The organism is Asticcacaulis aquaticus (assembly GCF_028550415.1).
Classification (GTDB): domain Bacteria; phylum Pseudomonadota; class Alphaproteobacteria; order Caulobacterales; family Caulobacteraceae; genus Asticcacaulis; species Asticcacaulis aquaticus.
Window position 1 is genome coordinate 1 of the sequence record NZ_JAQQKX010000009.1, and the last position, 18001, is coordinate 18001.

The 18001-nt window shown below is 60.9% G+C and carries 19 protein-coding genes and 1 tRNA gene; 3 read left to right on the plus strand and 17 right to left on the minus strand.

Annotated features, from left to right (window positions below; all coding sequences use genetic code 11):
• Positions 1–116: 116 nt before the first annotated feature.
• The 5 genes from PQU92_RS11575 to PQU92_RS11595 all read right to left on the minus strand — a co-directional run bounded on the left by PQU92_RS11575 (position 117) and on the right by PQU92_RS11595 (position 5347).
• Positions 117–2600, minus strand: coding sequence for a lysozyme (locus PQU92_RS11575; protein WP_272748382.1), 2484 nt, complete (start codon positions 2598–2600; stop codon positions 117–119).
• Positions 2601–2786: 186 nt separating this feature from the next.
• A complete protein-coding gene (gene mgtE / locus PQU92_RS11580) occupies positions 2787–4310 on the minus strand; it encodes a magnesium transporter (protein WP_272748383.1) in 1524 nt (507 codons plus the stop codon).
• 176 nt (positions 4311–4486) lie between these two features.
• A tRNA-Leu gene (locus tag PQU92_RS11585) sits at positions 4487–4571 on the minus strand.
• 109 nt (positions 4572–4680) lie between these two features.
• Entirely contained in the window at positions 4681–5079 is a 399-nt protein-coding gene (locus tag PQU92_RS11590) for a hypothetical protein (RefSeq protein ID WP_272748384.1), read from the minus strand.
• A 10-nt stretch (positions 5080–5089) separates the two neighbouring features.
• On the minus strand, positions 5090–5347 hold the full coding sequence (locus PQU92_RS11595; RefSeq protein ID WP_023461359.1) for a FliM/FliN family flagellar motor switch protein: 258 nt from the start codon (positions 5345–5347) through the stop codon (positions 5090–5092).
• Positions 5348–5417: 70 nt separating this feature from the next.
• Here PQU92_RS11595 and lipB point away from each other — a divergent pair, with 70 nt between their 5' ends.
• Positions 5418–6176, plus strand: a complete 759-nt coding sequence (gene lipB / locus PQU92_RS11600) for a lipoyl(octanoyl) transferase LipB (protein ID WP_272748385.1) — start codon at positions 5418–5420, stop codon at positions 6174–6176.
• On the opposite strand, the gene PQU92_RS11605 is transcribed toward lipB, so the two are convergent.
• The 9 genes from PQU92_RS11605 to PQU92_RS11645 form a co-directional block, all read right to left on the minus strand.
• Positions 6163–7215: a DUF2167 domain-containing protein gene (locus PQU92_RS11605; protein WP_272748386.1), complete on the minus strand. Its 1053-nt coding sequence runs from the start codon at positions 7213–7215 to the stop codon at positions 6163–6165. The genes lipB and PQU92_RS11605 overlap by 14 nt on opposite strands.
• A gap of 305 nt (positions 7216–7520) precedes the next feature.
• A complete protein-coding gene (locus tag PQU92_RS11610) occupies positions 7521–7934 on the minus strand; it encodes a DUF805 domain-containing protein (RefSeq protein ID WP_272748387.1) in 414 nt (137 codons plus the stop codon).
• 303 nt (positions 7935–8237) lie between these two features.
• On the minus strand, positions 8238–10007 hold the full coding sequence (locus tag PQU92_RS11615; protein WP_272748388.1) for a TadE/TadG family type IV pilus assembly protein: 1770 nt from the start codon (positions 10005–10007) through the stop codon (positions 8238–8240).
• A 128-nt stretch (positions 10008–10135) separates the two neighbouring features.
• The gene (locus PQU92_RS11620; protein ID WP_272748389.1) at positions 10136–11536 is read right to left on the minus strand and encodes a pilus assembly protein; all 1401 of its coding nucleotides are present in this window, start codon (positions 11534–11536) and stop codon (positions 10136–10138) included.
• Between the two features lie 193 nt (positions 11537–11729).
• A complete protein-coding gene (locus PQU92_RS11625) occupies positions 11730–12617 on the minus strand; it encodes an RluA family pseudouridine synthase (protein ID WP_272748390.1) in 888 nt (295 codons plus the stop codon).
• A gap of 39 nt (positions 12618–12656) precedes the next feature.
• The gene (locus PQU92_RS11630) at positions 12657–13127 is read right to left on the minus strand and encodes a DUF805 domain-containing protein (protein WP_272748391.1); all 471 of its coding nucleotides are present in this window, start codon (positions 13125–13127) and stop codon (positions 12657–12659) included.
• A complete protein-coding gene (locus PQU92_RS11635) occupies positions 13127–13366 on the minus strand; it encodes a hypothetical protein (protein WP_272748392.1) in 240 nt (79 codons plus the stop codon). The genes PQU92_RS11630 and PQU92_RS11635 overlap by 1 nt, the downstream gene beginning before the upstream one ends.
• Before the next feature lie 2 nt (positions 13367–13368).
• Positions 13369–13746, minus strand: a complete 378-nt coding sequence (locus PQU92_RS11640) for a hypothetical protein (protein WP_272748393.1) — start codon at positions 13744–13746, stop codon at positions 13369–13371.
• Between the two features lie 22 nt (positions 13747–13768).
• A complete protein-coding gene (locus tag PQU92_RS11645) occupies positions 13769–15124 on the minus strand; it encodes a replication-associated recombination protein A (RefSeq protein ID WP_272748394.1) in 1356 nt (451 codons plus the stop codon).
• Positions 15125–15215: 91 nt separating this feature from the next.
• Here PQU92_RS11645 and PQU92_RS11650 point away from each other — a divergent pair, with 91 nt between their 5' ends.
• Positions 15216–15509 (plus strand): hypothetical protein, encoded by a 294-nt coding sequence (locus PQU92_RS11650; protein WP_272748395.1) that lies wholly within the window; start codon positions 15216–15218, stop codon positions 15507–15509.
• Here the strand turns inward: PQU92_RS11650 and PQU92_RS11655 are convergent.
• The 3 genes from PQU92_RS11655 to PQU92_RS11665 form a co-directional block, all read right to left on the minus strand.
• Entirely contained in the window at positions 15506–15895 is a 390-nt protein-coding gene (locus PQU92_RS11655; RefSeq protein ID WP_272748396.1) for a hypothetical protein, read from the minus strand. The two genes, PQU92_RS11650 and PQU92_RS11655, sit on opposite strands and share 4 nt — an antisense overlap.
• A gap of 101 nt (positions 15896–15996) precedes the next feature.
• Positions 15997–16269, minus strand: coding sequence for a hypothetical protein (locus tag PQU92_RS11660; protein WP_272748397.1), 273 nt, complete (start codon positions 16267–16269; stop codon positions 15997–15999).
• Positions 16270–16423: 154 nt separating this feature from the next.
• The gene (locus PQU92_RS11665; RefSeq protein ID WP_272748398.1) at positions 16424–16984 is read right to left on the minus strand and encodes an HNH endonuclease; all 561 of its coding nucleotides are present in this window, start codon (positions 16982–16984) and stop codon (positions 16424–16426) included.
• A gap of 160 nt (positions 16985–17144) precedes the next feature.
• Here PQU92_RS11665 and gluQRS point away from each other — a divergent pair, with 160 nt between their 5' ends.
• Entirely contained in the window at positions 17145–17978 is an 834-nt protein-coding gene (gluQRS, locus tag PQU92_RS11670) for a tRNA glutamyl-Q(34) synthetase GluQRS (protein ID WP_272748551.1), read from the plus strand.
• Positions 17979–18001 lie beyond the last annotated feature (23 nt).

The window sequence follows — 18001 nt, forward strand, 5'->3', positions numbered from 1 at the left end:
TTGCCGACCATTGCACGTCACTAAGCCAGAACTCATGAGCCATAGCTTATCTCCTCGAATAAACGAAGAGAATCAATGTTTGCACCTTAAATCAATAGGATGATTAGGTTTTAAACCTAATCCTTCAACCCGCCCAGACGGCGGAAGATCAGCCACACCGACACGCAGACGCAGAAAATACCCGTCAGGGCCAGGGCGATCGATAAGGTGGTGAAGAACTCGTCATTGCCGTCCCCCAGACGCAGAGATTGCAGCATCTTCTGATAGGCCCCCGCCGCACCGCCCAGCGCTGCCAGACCGATGATCGAGATAAAAATCCATTGCAGGGTCGAGGCGATCATCTGCCACAGGCTGCGCTCATTGGCCTCGGACTCTTCCGCCGAGACCGCGATGCGGCCGTCTTCGCCGATCCACTCGTCCTCGTCGTCGAACTCGTCCGCCGGCAAGCCGACCGGCTGAACCACGGGGGCCGTCGCCAGCGCCGCCCCATGCGCCGCCCCGTGCGCCGTGTGATGATGACCGAGGCTCAGGGAATCGTCGGACTGCGTCGCACCGGAGACCGGATGCTGAAGCTGCTCGCGCCAGTGGACGCCCGGTGCCGGCGATTGCGGTGGCGACACAACCGGTTGCGGCGGCGCGGCGACCACGGTCGGCGGCGCCATCAGCGACGGGTTGGGACGCACGCCCGGCTCGATCTTGTGATGCAGACGCAGGACCTGCGGTGCTTCGTCCACCTCCGGCGCGGGGGCCGGTTCGGACTTGGTTTCCGGCCTTACCTCGGCCTTTGCCTCCCCTTGCGGTCTGGACGAGATTTCAAAGGCCGGTGGCGTTTCGGTTACCGGTGGTTTTGGCTGGGGTTGCGGCTGGGCTTGAGGTTCGGGCGCTTGCGGCTTCGGCTTGACCAGCGGCCCCATGCTGGCATAGGGCGAATAGAGCCGCATCAGCGCGGCCGCGGCCTCGGCCTTGCGGATCTCCTCGGCCTTGCGCGCCGCGTCGTCGGGCGTCGGGGCTTCCTTTGCCACAGCCTGCGCCTCGGCTTCGGCCTTGAACTGAGCTTCGAGCTCGGCCTTGCGGCGCGCCTCGTCCAGACGCACCTGCTCCAGACGCTCGGCCTCGCGGCGCACGATCTCGGCCTGTTCGGCTTCCTGACGCGCGGCTTCGGCCCGTTCCTTTTCCAGACGGTCTGCTTCGAGTCTGGCGGCTTCGAGTCTGGCCGCTTCAAGGCGCGCGGCTTCGAGTTTGGCCGCTTCGAGACGGGCCGCCTCCAGGCGCGCCTGATGTTCGCGCTCCAGACGCTCACGCTCCAGGCGGGCGCTTTCCTCCAGACGACGCGCCTCGTCCTCAAGGCGCAGCCGTTCCAGACGCTGCTGTTCCAGGCGCGCCTCTTCCTGACGGCGGAATTCGGCCAGACGCGCCTCTTCGGCCACCCGCGCGGCAGCCAGGGCCTGCGCCTGACGCAGGGCTTCCTCGCGCAGCAGGGTCTCCTGCCGCAGGGCCTCGTCGCGCAGACGGCTATCCTCACGCAGACGCGCCTCCTCCCGGACGCGCGCCTCTTCGCGCTGACGCACCTCTTCGCGGATACGGGCTTCCTCGCGCTGACGCAGTTCGTCACGCAGGCGGTTTTCCTCGCGGATACGGGCTTCTTCCTGCGCGCGGATCGTCTCGATACGGCGGGCTTCTTCACGCAGACGGGCGTCTTCGCGCGCGCGCGCCTCATCGGCCAGACGCTGCTCTTCGACGCGACGGGCCTCCTCCAGACGGCGCGCTTCCTCGGCCCGGCGCTGAACCTCGGCGGCACGGCGGTCGTCTTCGCGCTTCTGCTCCTCGGCGACACGCACAGCTTCGAGGCGGCGGAACTCTTCCTGAATGCGGGCTTCCTGCTCGGCCTTGAGCAGGGCGGCCTGAGCGTCGAGACCGGAGGCCGCCGATGGAGCCGTCAATGGGGCGGGGCTGGCGGCGATATCGGCTACCCGGACGATGGTCGGCTTGAACGGCGTCGGTTTTACCGTGTTTTCAGGCGCCGCCTGAGGGGCGTCCGTCGCCGGATCGGGCTCTGCCTTTACAGGCGTTTCCATTACAGGCGTCTGGGTCGAGCGAATGGTCATGCCCGGCTGCATCAGGTTGCCGTCCAGCTCGATTCCGTCCGCATCGGGCGTCAGGAACAGGCTCTTTTCGGCGGCGCGGCGGCGGATCAGCGGCGCCAGCACATAGGTCTGACCGTTGAAATCGGCGCTGGTCCAGTTGTCCATGGCGAGCGCCGCCTCGGTCGAACGGCCCTCATTGACACGCCGCAATACGTCCGACGTCGCGAAATGATCCAATCCCACATTGAAGCAGAACGACACCAGCGCATCGAACTGATTCTGGTTCAGGGGCGTGACGGCAAGGTTGTTGACCCCGTCGACGACCGGCAGCAGGTCGAAGCGCAGCAGAGCATCGGCGTCTTCCGGGGTGACGCGCGCGCCCTCACGCGCGGAAAAGGTATGGCCATAGCCGATCATCCAGCGCCCGTCGGGCAACTGCGAGGCCTGCTGACGCAGCCCCTCGAAACTCTTGATCAGCTCGACTCCGGCGCGGGAGACTTTGTGTCGCGCTCTCATCAACTCTTCCTGACCCAAAACGGCACTACCTGCGAGGTTAGGTCACCCCCCGAGCAAGATTCGCGCCTCACGCGTAACCCGGCCGGTGGTCTTTCATCCCGCCCGATCAGGTCTAGCACCCGATCCGTTAAGCTTAAGAAAAGAGATTAACCCCGCAGGTGCAGCATTCCACACAGTCCGTTAATTTTACAACAGAATTATCGCGGCCAGACCGAGGAAACTGAAAAAACCGACGCAATCGGTAACCATGGTCACGAAAATGGGCGACGCCGCGGCCGGGTCGCGGTCCAGTTTCGACAGGGTCAGCGGCACCAGCGTGCCGGCCAGCGCCGCAGCCGTCAGGTTGATCATCACGGCCAGAGCAATCGTGATCCCCAGCATCGGACTGCTGAACACCACGCCGGCGACAACCCCCAGAATTGCGGCAATCACCGCGCCATTGAACCAGCCGACCCTCAGTTCGCGCCACACCGTGCGCAAAGCGTTGGCCGTGGTCAGTTCGCGCGACGACAGGGCGCGCACCGACACGGTCAGGGCCTGCGTGCCGGAATTGCCACCGATCGAAGCGACCATCGGCATGAGCACCGCCAGCGCGACCAGCTTTTCGATCTCACCCGAAAAGACCGAGATCAGCGACGAGGCCATGAAGGCCGTCAGCAGGTTGACGCACAACCACGGCAGGCGCGACCGCACGACGTCGAAGACGGTCGAATCGCGGCCTTCGTCGTCCGACACACCGGCCAGGGCCAGGATGTCCTCGCGGTTTTCTTCCTGAATGATGTTAACGATGTCGTCGACCGTGATCTGACCGACAAGGCGACCGCCCGCATCGACGACCGGGGCCGAAATCAGGTGATACTTTTCGAAGATGTAGGCGATCTCTTCCTGATCCATGCCGACTTCGATTTCGGTGACCGGTTCCATGATCGCCGACAGCTTCACGTCGCGCGGGCTGCGCATCAGCAGCGACACCGGCAGGCCGCCGATGGGCTTGTGCGTCGGGCTGATGACATAGACGTCGAAGAACAGCTCCGGCAGGTCGGCGGCATGGGCGCGCATGTGATCGATGGTGTGGCCGACGTCCCAGAAATCCGGGGCAGCGACGACCTCGCGCTGCATCAGGCGCCCGGCGGTCTCTTCCTCGAAGGCCAGCGACGTGACCATGGCCTCGCGGTCTTCGGGGTCCATGGCCGCCAGAACGGCCTTCTGCTGATCGGCCTCCATGTCCTCGAACACGGCGGCGGCGTCATCCGAATCGAGCTCCTGCAGCACCTCGGCCAGATCGACCGGGCGCAGGGTCTCGACCACCTCTTCGCGGATGCCTTCGTCCAGTTCGGACAGGATGTCGGCCAGGGCGTCGGCGGGAATCCACGGAATGACCTGCTCGCGGTAATCCTCGGACAGGAAGCCCATCAGGTCGGCGACATCGGCCGGGTGCAGGGCGTCGAGCAGTTCGCGCAGGCGCATCCCGTCATTACGGTCAGCGGCGTCGATGACCAGCTCGATATATTGCGGATTGAGCGCGTAGTCGTCCTGAAGCGCGAAGTCCTCGATCTGCTCGGGCGTATTCAGTTCCGGCAGGTCGCTGTCTTCACCGGCGTCTTTGGCGGTTTCGCGGGCAACGGCCTCGGCAAGGGCTTTCAGCGAGCCTTGCATTTCATCGGTGGGGGTGGCCAGCGTATCCAGTTCGGCTTCGGTTTTTTTGACCATGGTCCGCCTCCCCTAAAACACTGAAATAGACGCTGAAATGAACGGGCTGAAAATATCGCTTTGAATGGGGAAGGAATGTGCCCGAATCCCTAATGTTTGCAAGCCTTTTCGGACTTTCCGTTATCAGGCACAAAAAAAGGTTCTGAGGCGAACCTCAAAACCTTTTTTGATCCGATTGGTGCGGTCAAGAAGACTCGAACTTCCACATCTTGCGATACAGCGACCTCAACGCTGCGCGTCTACCAATTCCGCCATGACCGCACACACCGGAAGGCGCGCCACTTAGCAAGCCCTGAGGGGTTTGTGAAGCGGCAAATGCGCTTTATCCCCGAAATTTGCGAAAATTCCAACATCGCCTGCTGTTATCGGCCTAAAGGAGGCGATCAGCTAAAAGCAACGACCAAAACTCAGCATATGAGGGCGCAATGATGCTTCCATCAAATGTATTGATAACAGAGCCACCTGTTAAAGGATTAAATCCAAAGACAAATGAACTCAAAGACCAGTCGGCAAATGCCAGAATTGGTTGTTTGGACCCATTATCCTGCATGGCTTGATCCATCGACCACACCGAAACAAACGAATCCGCTTCAAAATCACCATCGGTGAATCCGTCAAACTCGTTCATCAATCGTCGGACATCCGGATGAATTACACCACCTGCCCAAACCATAAGCCGGTTCAGAGTTTCTTCCTTTGCAGGAGGATTAAGCGCTACGTTTTTAGCTAACAACGCCTCTCGAATAGCCTTTGGATCAAAGGGCTGCATCTATAATCCGTCAATTCCCCAGCGCCATATAGTCGTAGACATTGGCGGGACGGGTCACCACGATCGATATCTTTTCTTCGAAAATCTGGATTTCGCCGCGCGCCACCGGGTGATTATTGGCCAGAATCCACACCTCGTCGTGTTCGCGCGCATCGAGCGGAATCACCGCGCCGCGGCCCATGCGCAGCAATTGCTGCATCGGCAGGACCGAACGCCCCAGAAGCACCGAGATTTCTACCGGTACGGAATTGACCTGATTGGCTGACACGCTCGACTCGGACCTCTAAAACACCCATATAGGGCCCACTGACGCCCTTATCGCTTCAAAATGACCAAACATGCTTAACGACACCCTAAATGCGGACGCCCTCCCCGACTTTTTCTTGCGTGACCCTGAGCGCGGCCTGCCGGAATGGCGCGTCGAGCCTGCGCCCGTCGCCTATCCGGACGCGGTCGCCTTCATGGATCAGCGCGTCGAGGCGATTCAAAAAGGCGAAGCACCGGAGCTGATCTGGCTGATCGAGCATCCCCCGCTCTATACCGCCGGCGTGTCGGCCAAACGGGAGGACCTGCTGACCCCCGACCGCTTCGAGGTCTTCGAGTCGGCGCGCGGCGGGCAGTTCACCTATCACGGGCCTGGCCAGCGCGTGGTCTATGTCATGCTGGACCTCAACCGCCGCACCAAGGACATCCGGGCGTTTGTCAAAGCGCTGGAAACCTGGGTCATCGACACCCTGTGGCGCTTCAATGTCGAAGGGCATATCCGCGAGGGCCGCGTCGGTGTCTGGGTCGAACGCCGTGACCGGGGGGTAACGCCGCCGCCCGAGGATAAAATTGCGGCCATCGGGATCAAGCTGCGCCGCTGGGTCAGCTTCCACGGCATCAGCCTCAATGTCGAACCGGACCTCAGCCACTTCACCGGCATCGTGCCGTGCGGCATCAGCGAACACGGCGTGACCAGCCTCGTCGATCTGGGCCTGCCGGTGACGATGGACGAGGCAGACTACGCCCTGCGCGCCAGTTTCATGGAGATTTTCGGACCCGTAGCCCCTGCCTCGCAACGCCGTGGCGAGGAGAACAACCTCACCGTCGGTTAGACGCGTCTTCGACGATGGACGGCGCGGGTTCAGGTGCGGACGGTTCCGGTTCCCCTTCTCCGTCCGGGCCACCCTCCGGCGCATCCGAAAAGGTACGCGTTGTGGCGGGTGTCTTCTTCCCGAACAGCTTGCCGAACCACGCCTTGACCGCGCCCGCAGCCAGGATCAGCAGGAACCAGCCCTTTTTCAGCACCACCAGAAGCAGGGCCAGCAGGCCGAACTTCTTGGCTGCCGCCAGCCCCAGCCCCGCCGCCACCATGCCGCCGACGCCGAAGGCTGCCTTGGCATCGCCGGGCTTGTACTGGGCATAGAGGAAGCCGTCGTCGAACTGACCGGTCCCCGCCAGTTGCCGGGCCTGTTCGCGAATGACCGGCAATTCCGGCAGGGTCGCGATCATGTTGATGCTGAGGACGCCCTGACGCCCCAGAAGCCGGATGTCGTAGTTGAGCGAATTGACCTCGGACCCTTCGAACTGGATATTGCGCGCCCAGACCATGCTGTGGCTGGCCTTGTCGTAGGACGGTGCCTGAGCCCAGCCGACCAGATGGGTCGTACCGTAGCCCGCCTCTTTGCGCGCCTTGTTCTCCTCGGCCTCGCCGGCCTGAAGGTCCTTGATATATTTGTCGTAATCCGTGCTGTTGGCGTCGTGATCGGAGACGTAGCCCGTCTCCTCGTAGGTGACGATGGCACCCCAGTCGTTGATCGGCGAACGGCCTTCCGGCACGATCATGCCCAGAACGCCGTCGGCCTGATCGGGCGGATTGCCCCAGATATCGACGATGACCTTGCGCGCCTCGGCGGCATTGAGGAAATAATAGGCCTTGCCGAGATGCAGGGTGGCATGGGCCTCCGACAGGGTGACGTCGCCGCGCATCGGATGCAGCCCGGCCATCAGGGCATCCGAGGCTTTGGCGAGTTCGGCTTCGGCGGAGGCCTGCGCCGCTGCGTCGGGCACAGGCGCAGCATGGACAGCGCCGGAAAAGGCCACGCCTGCGGCCATGACGGCCACGGCCGCCCATCGTGAAATCTGTGGAAGCATGTTTCCCCCGCCCCTATCTTAGAGACTGCTTGGGAAGTCTTCGGGTCGCTCCCGTGGTTATTTATTTCCGCCCGCTATGTTGGAAACTTGCCCCGATGTTCACATCGAGGCTTCGTTTCCGCCTTGCGGCCAAACTACGTTTTGCGAAAAAAATCCCTCACGGGCGCTCAACCGCTGACTTCCCAAACAATCTCTTATCGCGGGGAACCGTGCCATCGATTGCACGGCGAGGCAACGAAAATTACCGCAGGGCGTTAGCGGCCCGCGATTTCATCCACAGCGCAAGTCGCGCAAGCCTTGAGGAATCAGAGCGCTTCGGGCGCTTCGACGAACCGCGTGGCAACGCCATACCGGTTGGCACCGCGCTCACCGGGCATCAGCGCCAGATCGATGATCGCCCAGCCCAGCACCACCACCCCGACGAAATCGAACAGGCCTTCCGGCCGCGGCCACGCCATCATGAAGCCCAGCAGGATCACCGCCGACCACCAGCCGGACCGGCCCCGGTCGTGCAGGCGCTTGGACAGGACGCAGGCGGCGCAGAACAGCAGGACCGGATAGACGATCCACCCGGTCAGAACGCGCGGCGCGCCGGTGATCGCCGAATCGTAGATGAAGAACGCGATCAGCAGAACCGCCATGGCGATCAGGAACGGCATCTGCCGCACGCGTCCCGTCGAGGAGAAGAACAGTTCGCTCCAGTCGATTTTCTGGTTCATGCGCGGCATCCTGACAAAAAGGCGCAGGTACGGGCCCTGCGCCTTTTCGCTTAACATTCCTGTTCGCAGGGGAAAAGACATTACTTCGATCTGGATACGCCCTTTATACTCCCCCAGTTTACTGGGGGAGGTGGCGCCGAGTGAAACGAGGTGACGGTGGGGGGCTCGCATAGATGCCGCAAATAATTCTGTAGCCCATCGTCTACGTTACGACGACAGCGCAGGCCCCCAACCACCACATCTCGCTACTTCGTAGCTCGTGCGGTCCCCCTCCCCACGCTGTGTGGAGGTATAAAGCGCACACTACTTCGTCAGGCGCGTCTTTTTGATCGCCTCGAACACGTCCTTGAGCGCCTGATTGAGCTGCCCCGCATTGGTCAGGTCGTAATAGTATTCAGGCTTGGAGGCACATGCCTTGAGCAGGGCCGAATTGCCTTCCATCACGCGGATGACGAAGACCGTGATGCCCTTGTCCTGCGCCGCCTGACAGGCCAGCTTGGTGCGGGCGTCGATCTGGGCCGACTGCGCCGAATTGGTGATCCAGCGGTTGCGGGTATTTTCGCCATCTGTGACGACGATCATATATTTCAGCGTCACATCGTCCTTGAAGGCTACGCCACCGGTCATCGGTTCGCTGGGCGACAGGACCTCCATACCCCACTGCACCCCGATGGTGATGTTGGTATAGGAATTGGCCCCGCCTTCCTTGAGCGCCTGCACATAGGTCCGCGCCCCGGCGATGTCGGTCGACAGCGGTCGCACCACGCCCAGGGTCGCGGTGACGCAGGGCCGCGCCGGATACAGCGAGGCCGTCGCCGCGCCGGGCGAATCCGCCGAGATGTCGTAGGGCTGGGTCCGGTCGATGAAACAGCCGGTCCAGGCCGCGCGGTTGGCCGGGACGGCGGGCATGTAGATGGTGCGCGGCTTGCCATTGGTCGTGGTGGTCGTCGTCGAGGACGGCTTGCCGTCGTAGCCGTTGCTATAGCTGGCCGGATAGGTCAGGACGCTGGACGCGGCACTGGTATAGCCCGCCGGGGCGGTGCTGTAGTCGGTGAGGTTCGACTTGACGGTCGTCGTGCCGCTTTCGCCGTTATAGGTCGTCGTCGTCACGTTACGCGTACCGCCGGACGTCGTGCTGCAGGCCCCGGTTTCGGCGTTGCAGCTTGTCCCGCCCGAATAGTCCTGGGTCGTGGTGGTGGTATAGGTGCCTTCGGAATAGGTGCGGATCGTGTAGTTCGACCCCACCTGCTCATAGGCATACACCTTGACGTCGTAATAGGTCTTACCGCCGCTGGTCGAGGTCTTGTAATAGAGTTTCAGCGTCGACCGGCAGGCTTCGATATTGACGGCCCCGGTGCACACCTTGTCCGCCGCGTCGATCATGATCGAGCAATAGCTGCCGCTCAGGCCGGAACAGGATTGCGAGCTGGACGCCTGCCCCCAGTCGACCCAGTTATAGGACGTGCCCGGCGTCACGCGGACCTGCGTGTCGAACGGCACCATGCCGACCTTGGTTTCGGAGACATTGACCCCGCCTTCGAGCAGACCGGCCAGCACGGCGTCGACCGACGAGCGCAGATTGACCATCCGCGAATCCTTGGCCATCGAGCCGGTGGAATCGAGCACGAAGACGATCTCGGATTTGCGCATCTGCGCCTTGGCTTCGGCGACGATCTTGAGATTGAAGGTGCTCAGGCCGATCAGGCCCAGAAACAGGTTCTTGTTTGTCGCCTCGACATTGTAGGTCAAGCTGGTATTGGCGCCTTCGGTGACCCGCACCAGATTGCGCGACACGAAGCTCAGGCCCGACCGGTTCATGCCGGTGGCGTTCAGATTGGCGTCGAAGGCCTGATCGGCGGCGGTCTGCTGCGCCGCAGTGGTCGTTCCGCGCGCCATGGTCGCCGCGCGCAGCACCGCCGCGTCGGAGGCATCCTGAATCTTGGTCCGCATATTGACGGCGCGCGTGACGTCGATGCCGCCACCGACGGCCGCCAACAGCGCAAAGGCCGTCAGGCCGAAGATCATGGCGGTATTGCCACCACGGTCGCTACGAAAAGCCTTCAATATACCCATGTCGCGGTGCAGCCTCTTTCGACGGTTCTTCAGGGTGCGCTAAAAAACGACCCTGCCCCCCGACAAGGGGACAGGGTTCGAGGCTAACGCGAAAACCTTAAAATTCCGGCAAATGCGAAACCGATGGATTATTGAGTCAGGCGCGTACTCTTGATCGAGTTGAACACGTCGCTCAGAGCGCTGTTCAGGTCGCTGGTGCTCTTGAGGTCGTAATAGTAGGCCGTCTTGCTGGCGCAGTTCTTGAGCAGGGTCGAATCCCCCTGAAGAACTCTAACTACATAAACCGTGATTTCCAGATCCTTGGCACGCTGACAGGCCAAGGCCGTACGAGCATTGATATAGGAGTTATAATTTTCACCTACATACCAGCGGTTAGCCGAATTTTCTCCATCGGTTACGATGATCATGTATTTCAAGACTTCTGTGTCTTTGAACGCGACGCCGCCTGTGTACGGTGCCGACGGCGAAAGGGTTTCAAGCCCCCACTGGACACCGATGGTGATATTTGTACCACCCGACGACTTCATGTTCTGTACATGCGCGCGCGCCGCAGCGATATCTGTACTCATCTCCCGAACCAGCGACAGATCGCTGCTATCTTGCAGATTCCCGGTGCAGGGGCGAGCTGGATACAAGGCCGTCGTGCCCGAAGGGGCGGTTTCATTCACATCATAGGCCTGATCACGGTCAATCAGACACCCTTCCCATTTCGACTTAGCGTCGGCGATGGCCGGCATGGTGATTGTCTTATTGTTCCCGTTCGGGTTTTTAAGCGTAAGGCTGTAGGCCGCGCGCGCACCGTAACCATTGGCATAAGTAACGCTATATGTTGTGTTCGAGCAACTTGAATTATTACACTGGATATTAGTATAAGCTGCCTGACCATAGTCAACCCAAGCATAGCTTGTTGATGGTGTCACCTTTATTCGACTATCGAAGGGAACCACCGAGACCTTTGTTTCCGATTTATTTACGCCATTGGTCAACAAATCCGCCAAAACACTATCGACGGATGACTTGAGGTTGGTCAGGCGAGAGGGGTCATTGCCCATCGAGCCGGAATCGTCCAGCACCAGCGCGATTTCGGCCTTGCGCATGATGGTCTGGGCCTTGGCCACGGCGCTGATCTTGAGGTTCGACATATTGACCAGGCCGAGGAACATGGTCTTGACCGAGGCCGAGGCCGTATAGGTCGCCGTCATCATATTGCCGGACGTCGTCAGGGCCAGCGATCCGGTCGCCCCGGTCAGGTCGGTGCCGACCAGATTCTGCGCAAAGACGGTATTGGCGGCGGTCTGGGCCGTCGTCAGCCCTTGCTTCGACAGCAGCGCACCGCGCAGCACGGCGGCGTCAGCGGCGTCCTGAAGATTTGATCGCTGCGACTCTGCCCGTGAAAAGTCGATGCCCGCCCCGGCCGCCGACACAAGCGTCAGGGCCGACAGACCGAAGATCATGGTCGTATTGCCACGACGGTCCCGCCAGAGCGCCTTCACGGCCTGTGCCAATTTCGTCATCAAAGGCTTGTTCATATGTTCAGACACCCGACCCGACACACCCAATACGCAGCGTTCACGCGAGAAAATTTACTGAACAATGCTTAATAAGAGGCGAAGGAAAAAAGGTCTTATCGTGTCCAAATGACGTATTTTTGAATATATTTTTAATCAATACGGCACATATGATTTACAACATTCAAAAAAACAAGATTAATTCTCGTTTACTTTAACGACCACTTACCGTGAGCCCCAGCGCCGCGCAAAGCGCCTGTATGTCGTCGTTCAGCGGTGCCTCCAGAGTCTTGCGGCCGCCGTCGGGATGCGGAAATTCGATGGCGCGGGCGTGCAGCATCAGGCGTGGCACCCGTGTCCCGTCCAGACTCAAAGCCCCGCCATAGCGCACGTCCCCGGCGATCGGCGCGCCCAGATGCGCCAGATGGACCCTGATCTGGTGCATCCGTCCCGTAAACGGCTCGCACAGAACCAGCGCCGAGGTGTCGGTGCGGTCCAGCACGCGGTACGTCGTCTTCGCCGTCTGGGCGTCCGGATGATCGGCGTCGCAGACCCGTGAATAGGCCTCCTTGCCGATTTCCTCGCGGCGCAACGGTACGTCGATGACGCCGGAATCGGCCAGCTTATGCGGATTGCCAACGACGCACAGATAGGTCTTGTGCACGTCGCGACCGGCGATAGCCTTGCCCATGAAGGCCGCGCCCGGCTTGGTTTTCGCCGCCAGAATGATGCCCGAGGTATCGCGGTCCAGCCGGTGCAGCAGGCGCGGCTTCTTGCCGTTCGACCTGGCGAAGGCCCACAGCAGGTCGTCGAGATTGTGAAAATCGCCGCGCCCGCCCTGCGACGACAGGTTGGACGGCTTGTTGAAGCCCATGATCGCCGCGTCCTCATAGACCAGCATCGATTTCACCCACTCGATGGCCTCCTGAGGCAGGGTGATCGGACGGTCGATGGCCTTGGGGTGTTTCGGCACCTGTTTTGGGCGGCCGCCATTGGCCTCGCGACGCGCTACGGCTTCGGCGTGCTGCGGCGAATTACGCGACGCCTTCTTGCGGTTGAACTTGGCGATGCTCTTTTCGGTAAAGGTCTTGCGCGGGGTCATGCGCGGGCTTTAGCGCATTATGGACATATTGCCCAGACCTCAGTCGAAAACCTCGCTGACGGTCTCTTCGGGTTGAGATGGCGTCGCCCACATGAAGATCAGAGGAATGACACCCAGACCGAAACTCAGCAAAACCCACCAGCCGGAGCGGTTTATATCGTGCAGTCGCCGTACAGCGACCGATAGCAAGGGGATCACAAACGGATAGGATAAATATACCGGCCACGAAATGTTCGTTAGGGCACCGATACCCGTCAGACCGATATTCAGCCCCGCATAAAACAGATAGAACCACCAGAACTCGGACCGTGAGGCGCGGCCATAAAAGATGGCGTACTTTTTCAGGCAGACACGGATCGCGTCACTAAATTGAAGCGGCGACGGCATATAAGGCGTGTAGCGATTGGCACCGAGAGGCCGTTTGATTAACAATGGCAGGAAGGCCGGCAGAACCATAGTGGCCATTGGCACAAGCTGAAGCAGGGCAGTCACAAGGTTCGATTCAGGCACTATTCCCCCCGTTTACCCGATTTACTAAACGACCCGATCAGCGCCGACAGCACGATGATCGCGCCGATCAGAAACGCGGCCCAGATCACCAGATCCTGAATGCCGACCGTCAGATTCATCCCTCGCAAAAGCTTTACCAGAAGGCTCGGTTCATAGAGGGTCAGCAGAACGCCGACGGCAAATATCCCCGCCAGCGTCCACAGCAGACCCTTAAAAAAGCTTTGCACAATCTTAGGCACAATCATACCCCAGCCTGCGGACGAGCGCTTTTGCCCGAATGACAACGGGCATAGTTGTCATCCCACCCTTTCAATGCGCCTCTGGCCATTTCAGGCGGCATGGTCGTGTATTCACTATCGTTGCGAAGATGCGACCCGGTTGCGCGCGTCCAAAGAAACTTCTGAAATTCACCCCCCGCTCGCGCATATTCACCACAGACCATGCCCTTCCCCGATCGCAAATCCCGAAAGCGGAGTTGCCCCTCAGCCGCTACACGCCTCGATACCGCATCGCGGGCCGCGTTCTGATCAACGACGTTCATAAGACCGAATCCATCGAAGTACGAGAAAGCTGAAATGGCGGCGGCCGTCAGCACGCACCCCACGATAAAATTTCGCATCACCGCCCCTCTTTCGTCATAACTATTCCCCCCGCTGACGTTGCTTTGTGTCCCGCAGTTGCGCCCAATAGTCCAGGCGTTGCTTCGTCTTGCCCTCGTGGCCTTCGCCCTTGGGGTCGTAGAAGGTCGGGCGTTGCATCCCATCGGGGAAATAGTTCTGACCCGAAAAGCCGTCCGGATCATCAGGGTCGTAGATATAGCCCTCGCCGTAACCCAGTTGCTTCATCAGCCTGGTCGGCGCGTTACGGATGACCTCGGGCGGGTCGAGGGTGGCCGTGTCCTTCGCCGTCTTCATCGCTGCCTTGAACGCCGTATAGACCGCGTTCGATTTCGGGGCCGAGGCCATGTGGACCAGCGCCTGAGCGATGGCCAGTTCACCTTCGGGCGAGCCCAGAACCTCATAGGTTTCGCGCGCGGCATTGGTCATCAGCAGCGACATGGGATCGGCATTGCCGATGTCCTCAGAGGCCATGCGCTGCATCCGGCGGACGATATACAGCGGGTCTTCGCCGCCCTGAAGCATCCGCGCGAACCAGTAGAGCGCCGCATCGGGATCGGAACCGCGCACCGACTTATGCAGGGCCGAAATCAGGTTGTAGTGGCCTTCGCGGTCCTTGTCGTAGTTGGGACGGCGCTTTTGCAGGTTCTGCAACAGAGCTTCGGCATTGAGGGGCGCCTCAAACCCCATCGAGTCGAGCGATTCGATCAAGGTCAGCAGGTAACGCCCGTCACCGTCGGCCAGCCCTTTCAGGGTTTCGCGCGCCTCCGCATCAAGCGGCAGCGGGCGTTCCAGATGCGCCTCGGCGCGCTTCATGAGCTTTTCCATCGCCTCGTCATCGAGGCGTTTCAGCACGAAGACCTGACAGCGCGACAGAAGCGCCCCGTTCAGTTCGAAGGACGGGTTTTCGGTCGTCGCCCCGATCAGGGTCACCACGCCTGCCTCGACATAGGGCAGGAAACTGTCCTGCTGGGCGCGGTTGAAGCGGTGGATTTCGTCGACGAACAGGACCGAGCGCACGCCCTGATTGCGGCGCAACTGCGCGTGTTCAAAGGCCTTTTTCAGATCGGCAACACCGGAAAAGACGGCGGATATCTGCTGGAACTCATAGCCGACGGAGGTGGCCAGCAACCGCGCGATGGTCGTCTTGCCGACCCCCGGCGGGCCCCACAGGATCAGCGACGGCAGAAACCCGCGCCCAACCGCCCGCGCGATGGCGCCGCCTGAGCCCAGCAGATGGTCCTGACCGACGACCTCGCTCAGCGACTGCGGCCGTAACCGGTCAGCCAGAGGTTTGAACCCTTCCGGGGCGGCGGTGAGCGTTGGCGCTTGCGGGGTCAGACCGGCGGCCTGAAACAGGTCATTGGAGGCAGAAGACATGCGAACAGGTATAGAACAAAGCCGCTCTGTGCGAAACAGGAAATGACATGGCACGTCGCACGGCGTAGACTAGGCTCACACGGGGGTGGTCATGTCGCAAAAACGCGCCGTCTGGTTCCGGCCTATCCGGTTTTATTCAAGTTACTGGTGGGTACGTACCTTTATCAAAAAGCCGGTCGAACCTGACGAACTGTTCCTGTTTCCGTGCACCTGGCAAGGCGCACTGATCTATTTGTTTGCAGGGGGACTGGCCTATGGAACGGCGCGGCTGGCCTTGTATCTTTATACGATAAAGCCTGAATATGGTTGGGCGGGATGGGGTGGTTTCGCTCTGGTTTGTCTCGCGACAATGATGGTCGCCACCCATTTTTCCGATAGACGCTAACCCGTCCTCACATAGGGTGTTCCATCCGGCCATTTGCCCGTGCGGGCCGCGCGCTGTTCGCGTAAGGCGGCCTGTTTGTCGGACCAGCCCTTTTGCCATGCAGGTGGATCTTTGTCGGATGGGGTTTGCGGCTCCGCCGACACCTCGCCACTGCGTAGGGAGGAGGGAGTGATATCGACAGGCATCGGCGTCTTGTCCGTGGATTTCGTCTTCGTCAGCGGCGTGTGCAACTGCCGGATCAGGCGCGTCGCCACGCACAGGGCGCTGAGAACGGCGACGACCTCTTTCAGGGTCGAGGGTGTGGCGCGCTCGATCTCGGCGAGCATACGCTGGGCCTGAACCATCAGGCGGTCGTGCAAGGGGGCATAGGTACGGTCATGCCCCATGATGCGCACGGTTCGAAACGATGGGGATATATAGGCCTGTGACGCCCCCTCACCCTCGCCGGGCCGCGCCTAACCCTCTCCCCACGGGAAGAGGGGATAAGTCAGAGGCTCTCGAAATCCTCGCTCAGGCGCAGGTGCTCCATGATCGTCTCGCGCGCCTCGTCGTCGATCACCGACAGGTCGAGTACGGCGTCGCCGTTTTCCAGCACTTTCAAGGGGATAATCTCACCCAAAAAGCTGAAACGCGACACCTTGGGCCCGAACAGGCGCTCGCGACGCGCCTCTATGTGCACGTCCAGAGCCCGCGACAGCGCGGCCTCGACCGGTTTCAGCGAAATGACGGTCTGCCCCTTTTCACGGGGAAACCGGATCACGCCGAAATCCCGGCGATCCAACTCGTAGCGCACACGCGACATGCTCAAACAGGCCCGAAAAATACCCATCTACGACATTGAAGTGGTCGCGCATCTGATTCCGAAAACCGCCTGACACCTGACATAAGGTAACTGGGCACTTTTCGGGATGCGCTTAGGGTTCCAATGGCGTATCCCAATACAGATAATCTACCCAACTTTCGTGAAGATAGTGAGGTGGAAAACGACGGCCAAGGTCCTGTAGCTGATACATTGTTGGCCGGTGTGGGTTTTTTGTCAGGTTCATGTGCGCCTGCTGGGGTGTTTTTCCCCCTTTGCGCAAGTTGCACGGGGCACAAGCGGTGATGATGTTAGTCCAGCTCGACCGGCCGCCCTGCGACACGGGCAGCACGTGGTCGAAGGTCAGGTCCGACCGGCACCCGCAATACTGACAGGTGAACTGATCGCGCAGGAAGACATTATAGCGCGTAAAGGCCGGGGGACGGTTCTGGTCGATATAGGATTTCAGCGAAATGACGCTGGGCAGGCGCATCGACATCGACGGCGAGCGGATTTCGATATCGTAGGTCGAAACCACGTCGACCCGGTCTTCAAAGACCGCCTTGACGACCTCCTGCCACGGCTTGGTCGACAAAGGATAATAGGAGAGCGGCCTGAAATCGGCGTTCAGGACCAGGGCACGCCGGTCGGACGGCGGGTTTTTCAGGACCTGCATGACGTCCCTCCATGAAAAGGGTCTGCGGCATGAGGCGGAACAGGATAAGCGTACCGGAAGACGAAGCTCCTTCTGCTAAAAATAGTCCACAGACGAAGTAAGACCCTGATTCCGGCAAAAGGATAGTGAAATTTGCATGACGCCCCTGTAATCGTACGTGATGACCTATCGCACGCGCTTTGCCCCCTCGCCGACCGGCTATCTGCACCCCGGCCACGCCTTTTCGGTGCTGACCGCCGCGGCCGCCGCGCGTGACGCCGGGGGCGAATGCCTGCTGCGTATCGAGGATATCGACGCCACGCGCTGCCGCCCGGCATACGAAGCGGGCCTATACCAGGATCTGCGCTGGCTGGGGATTTCATGGCCTGAACCGGTGCTGCGGCAGTCGGAGCATCTGGCCGACTATGAGGCCGCGCTTGAGACCCTGAAGGCGCGCGGACTGGTTTATGCCTGTTACAGGACCCGCAAGGAACTGGCGCAGGCGGCTCAGGGCGCACCGCAGGCGGGCGATCCCATACTGTCGGACGATGGCGAGCCGGCCGCGCGCGAGCCGGCCTGGCGATTGTCGCTTGAGGCCGCACGCGAACAGCTTGGCGCCGATTGGGACCGGCTGAGGTTTAGCGAAACCGGTTCGGGGCCGGACGGTGAGACCGGCTGGCAGACGGCGCGCCCCGAAATGAACGGCGACGTGGTGCTGGGGCGCAAGGATATCGGCATCGCCTACCATCTGGCGGTCGTTATCGACGACGCGCGGCAGGGCATTACCCATATCCATCGCGGCCACGACCTGTTCGCGGCGACCCACACACAGGTTTTGCTGCAACACCTGCTGGGCCTGCCGACACCGGTCTATTGCCACCACGCCCTGCTGCTCGACAGCGACGGTCGCCGCCTGGCCAAGCGCAAGGGCTCGAAGGCCCTGCGCGACTACCGCGCCGACGGATGGACCGCCGCGGACGTCAGGGCGATGATCGCCGCGTCCGCGAAAGCCTGAGCAAAACACGCAACTGGACAAAA

Excerpts from the sequence above, each read along its gene's own strand:
- PQU92_RS11575 (WP_272748382.1), bottom strand. The coding sequence starts at position 2,600 with ATGAGAGCGCGACACAAAGTCTCCCGCGCCGGAGTCGAGCTGATCAAG.
- mgtE (WP_272748383.1), bottom strand. The coding sequence starts at position 4,310 with ATGGTCAAAAAAACCGAAGCCGAACTGGATACGCTGGCCACCCCCACC.
- PQU92_RS11590 (WP_272748384.1), bottom strand. The coding sequence starts at position 5,079 with ATGCAGCCCTTTGATCCAAAGGCTATTCGAGAGGCGTTGTTAGCTAAA.
- lipB (WP_272748385.1), top strand. The coding sequence starts at position 5,418 with ATGCTTAACGACACCCTAAATGCGGACGCCCTCCCCGACTTTTTCTTG.
- PQU92_RS11605 (WP_272748386.1), bottom strand. The coding sequence starts at position 7,215 with ATGCTTCCACAGATTTCACGATGGGCGGCCGTGGCCGTCATGGCCGCA.
- PQU92_RS11610 (WP_272748387.1), bottom strand. The coding sequence starts at position 7,934 with ATGAACCAGAAAATCGACTGGAGCGAACTGTTCTTCTCCTCGACGGGA.
- PQU92_RS11615 (WP_272748388.1), bottom strand. The coding sequence starts at position 10,007 with ATGGGTATATTGAAGGCTTTTCGTAGCGACCGTGGTGGCAATACCGCC.
- PQU92_RS11620 (WP_272748389.1), bottom strand. The coding sequence starts at position 11,536 with ATGAACAAGCCTTTGATGACGAAATTGGCACAGGCCGTGAAGGCGCTC.
- PQU92_RS11625 (WP_272748390.1), bottom strand. The coding sequence starts at position 12,617 with ATGACCCCGCGCAAGACCTTTACCGAAAAGAGCATCGCCAAGTTCAAC.
- PQU92_RS11640 (WP_272748393.1), bottom strand. The coding sequence starts at position 13,746 with ATGCGAAATTTTATCGTGGGGTGCGTGCTGACGGCCGCCGCCATTTCA.
- PQU92_RS11645 (WP_272748394.1), bottom strand. The coding sequence starts at position 15,124 with ATGTCTTCTGCCTCCAATGACCTGTTTCAGGCCGCCGGTCTGACCCCG.
- PQU92_RS11650 (WP_272748395.1), top strand. The coding sequence starts at position 15,216 with ATGTCGCAAAAACGCGCCGTCTGGTTCCGGCCTATCCGGTTTTATTCA.
- PQU92_RS11655 (WP_272748396.1), bottom strand. The coding sequence starts at position 15,895 with ATGGGGCATGACCGTACCTATGCCCCCTTGCACGACCGCCTGATGGTT.
- PQU92_RS11665 (WP_272748398.1), bottom strand. The coding sequence starts at position 16,984 with ATGCAGGTCCTGAAAAACCCGCCGTCCGACCGGCGTGCCCTGGTCCTG.
- gluQRS (WP_272748551.1), top strand. The coding sequence starts at position 17,145 with ATGACCTATCGCACGCGCTTTGCCCCCTCGCCGACCGGCTATCTGCAC.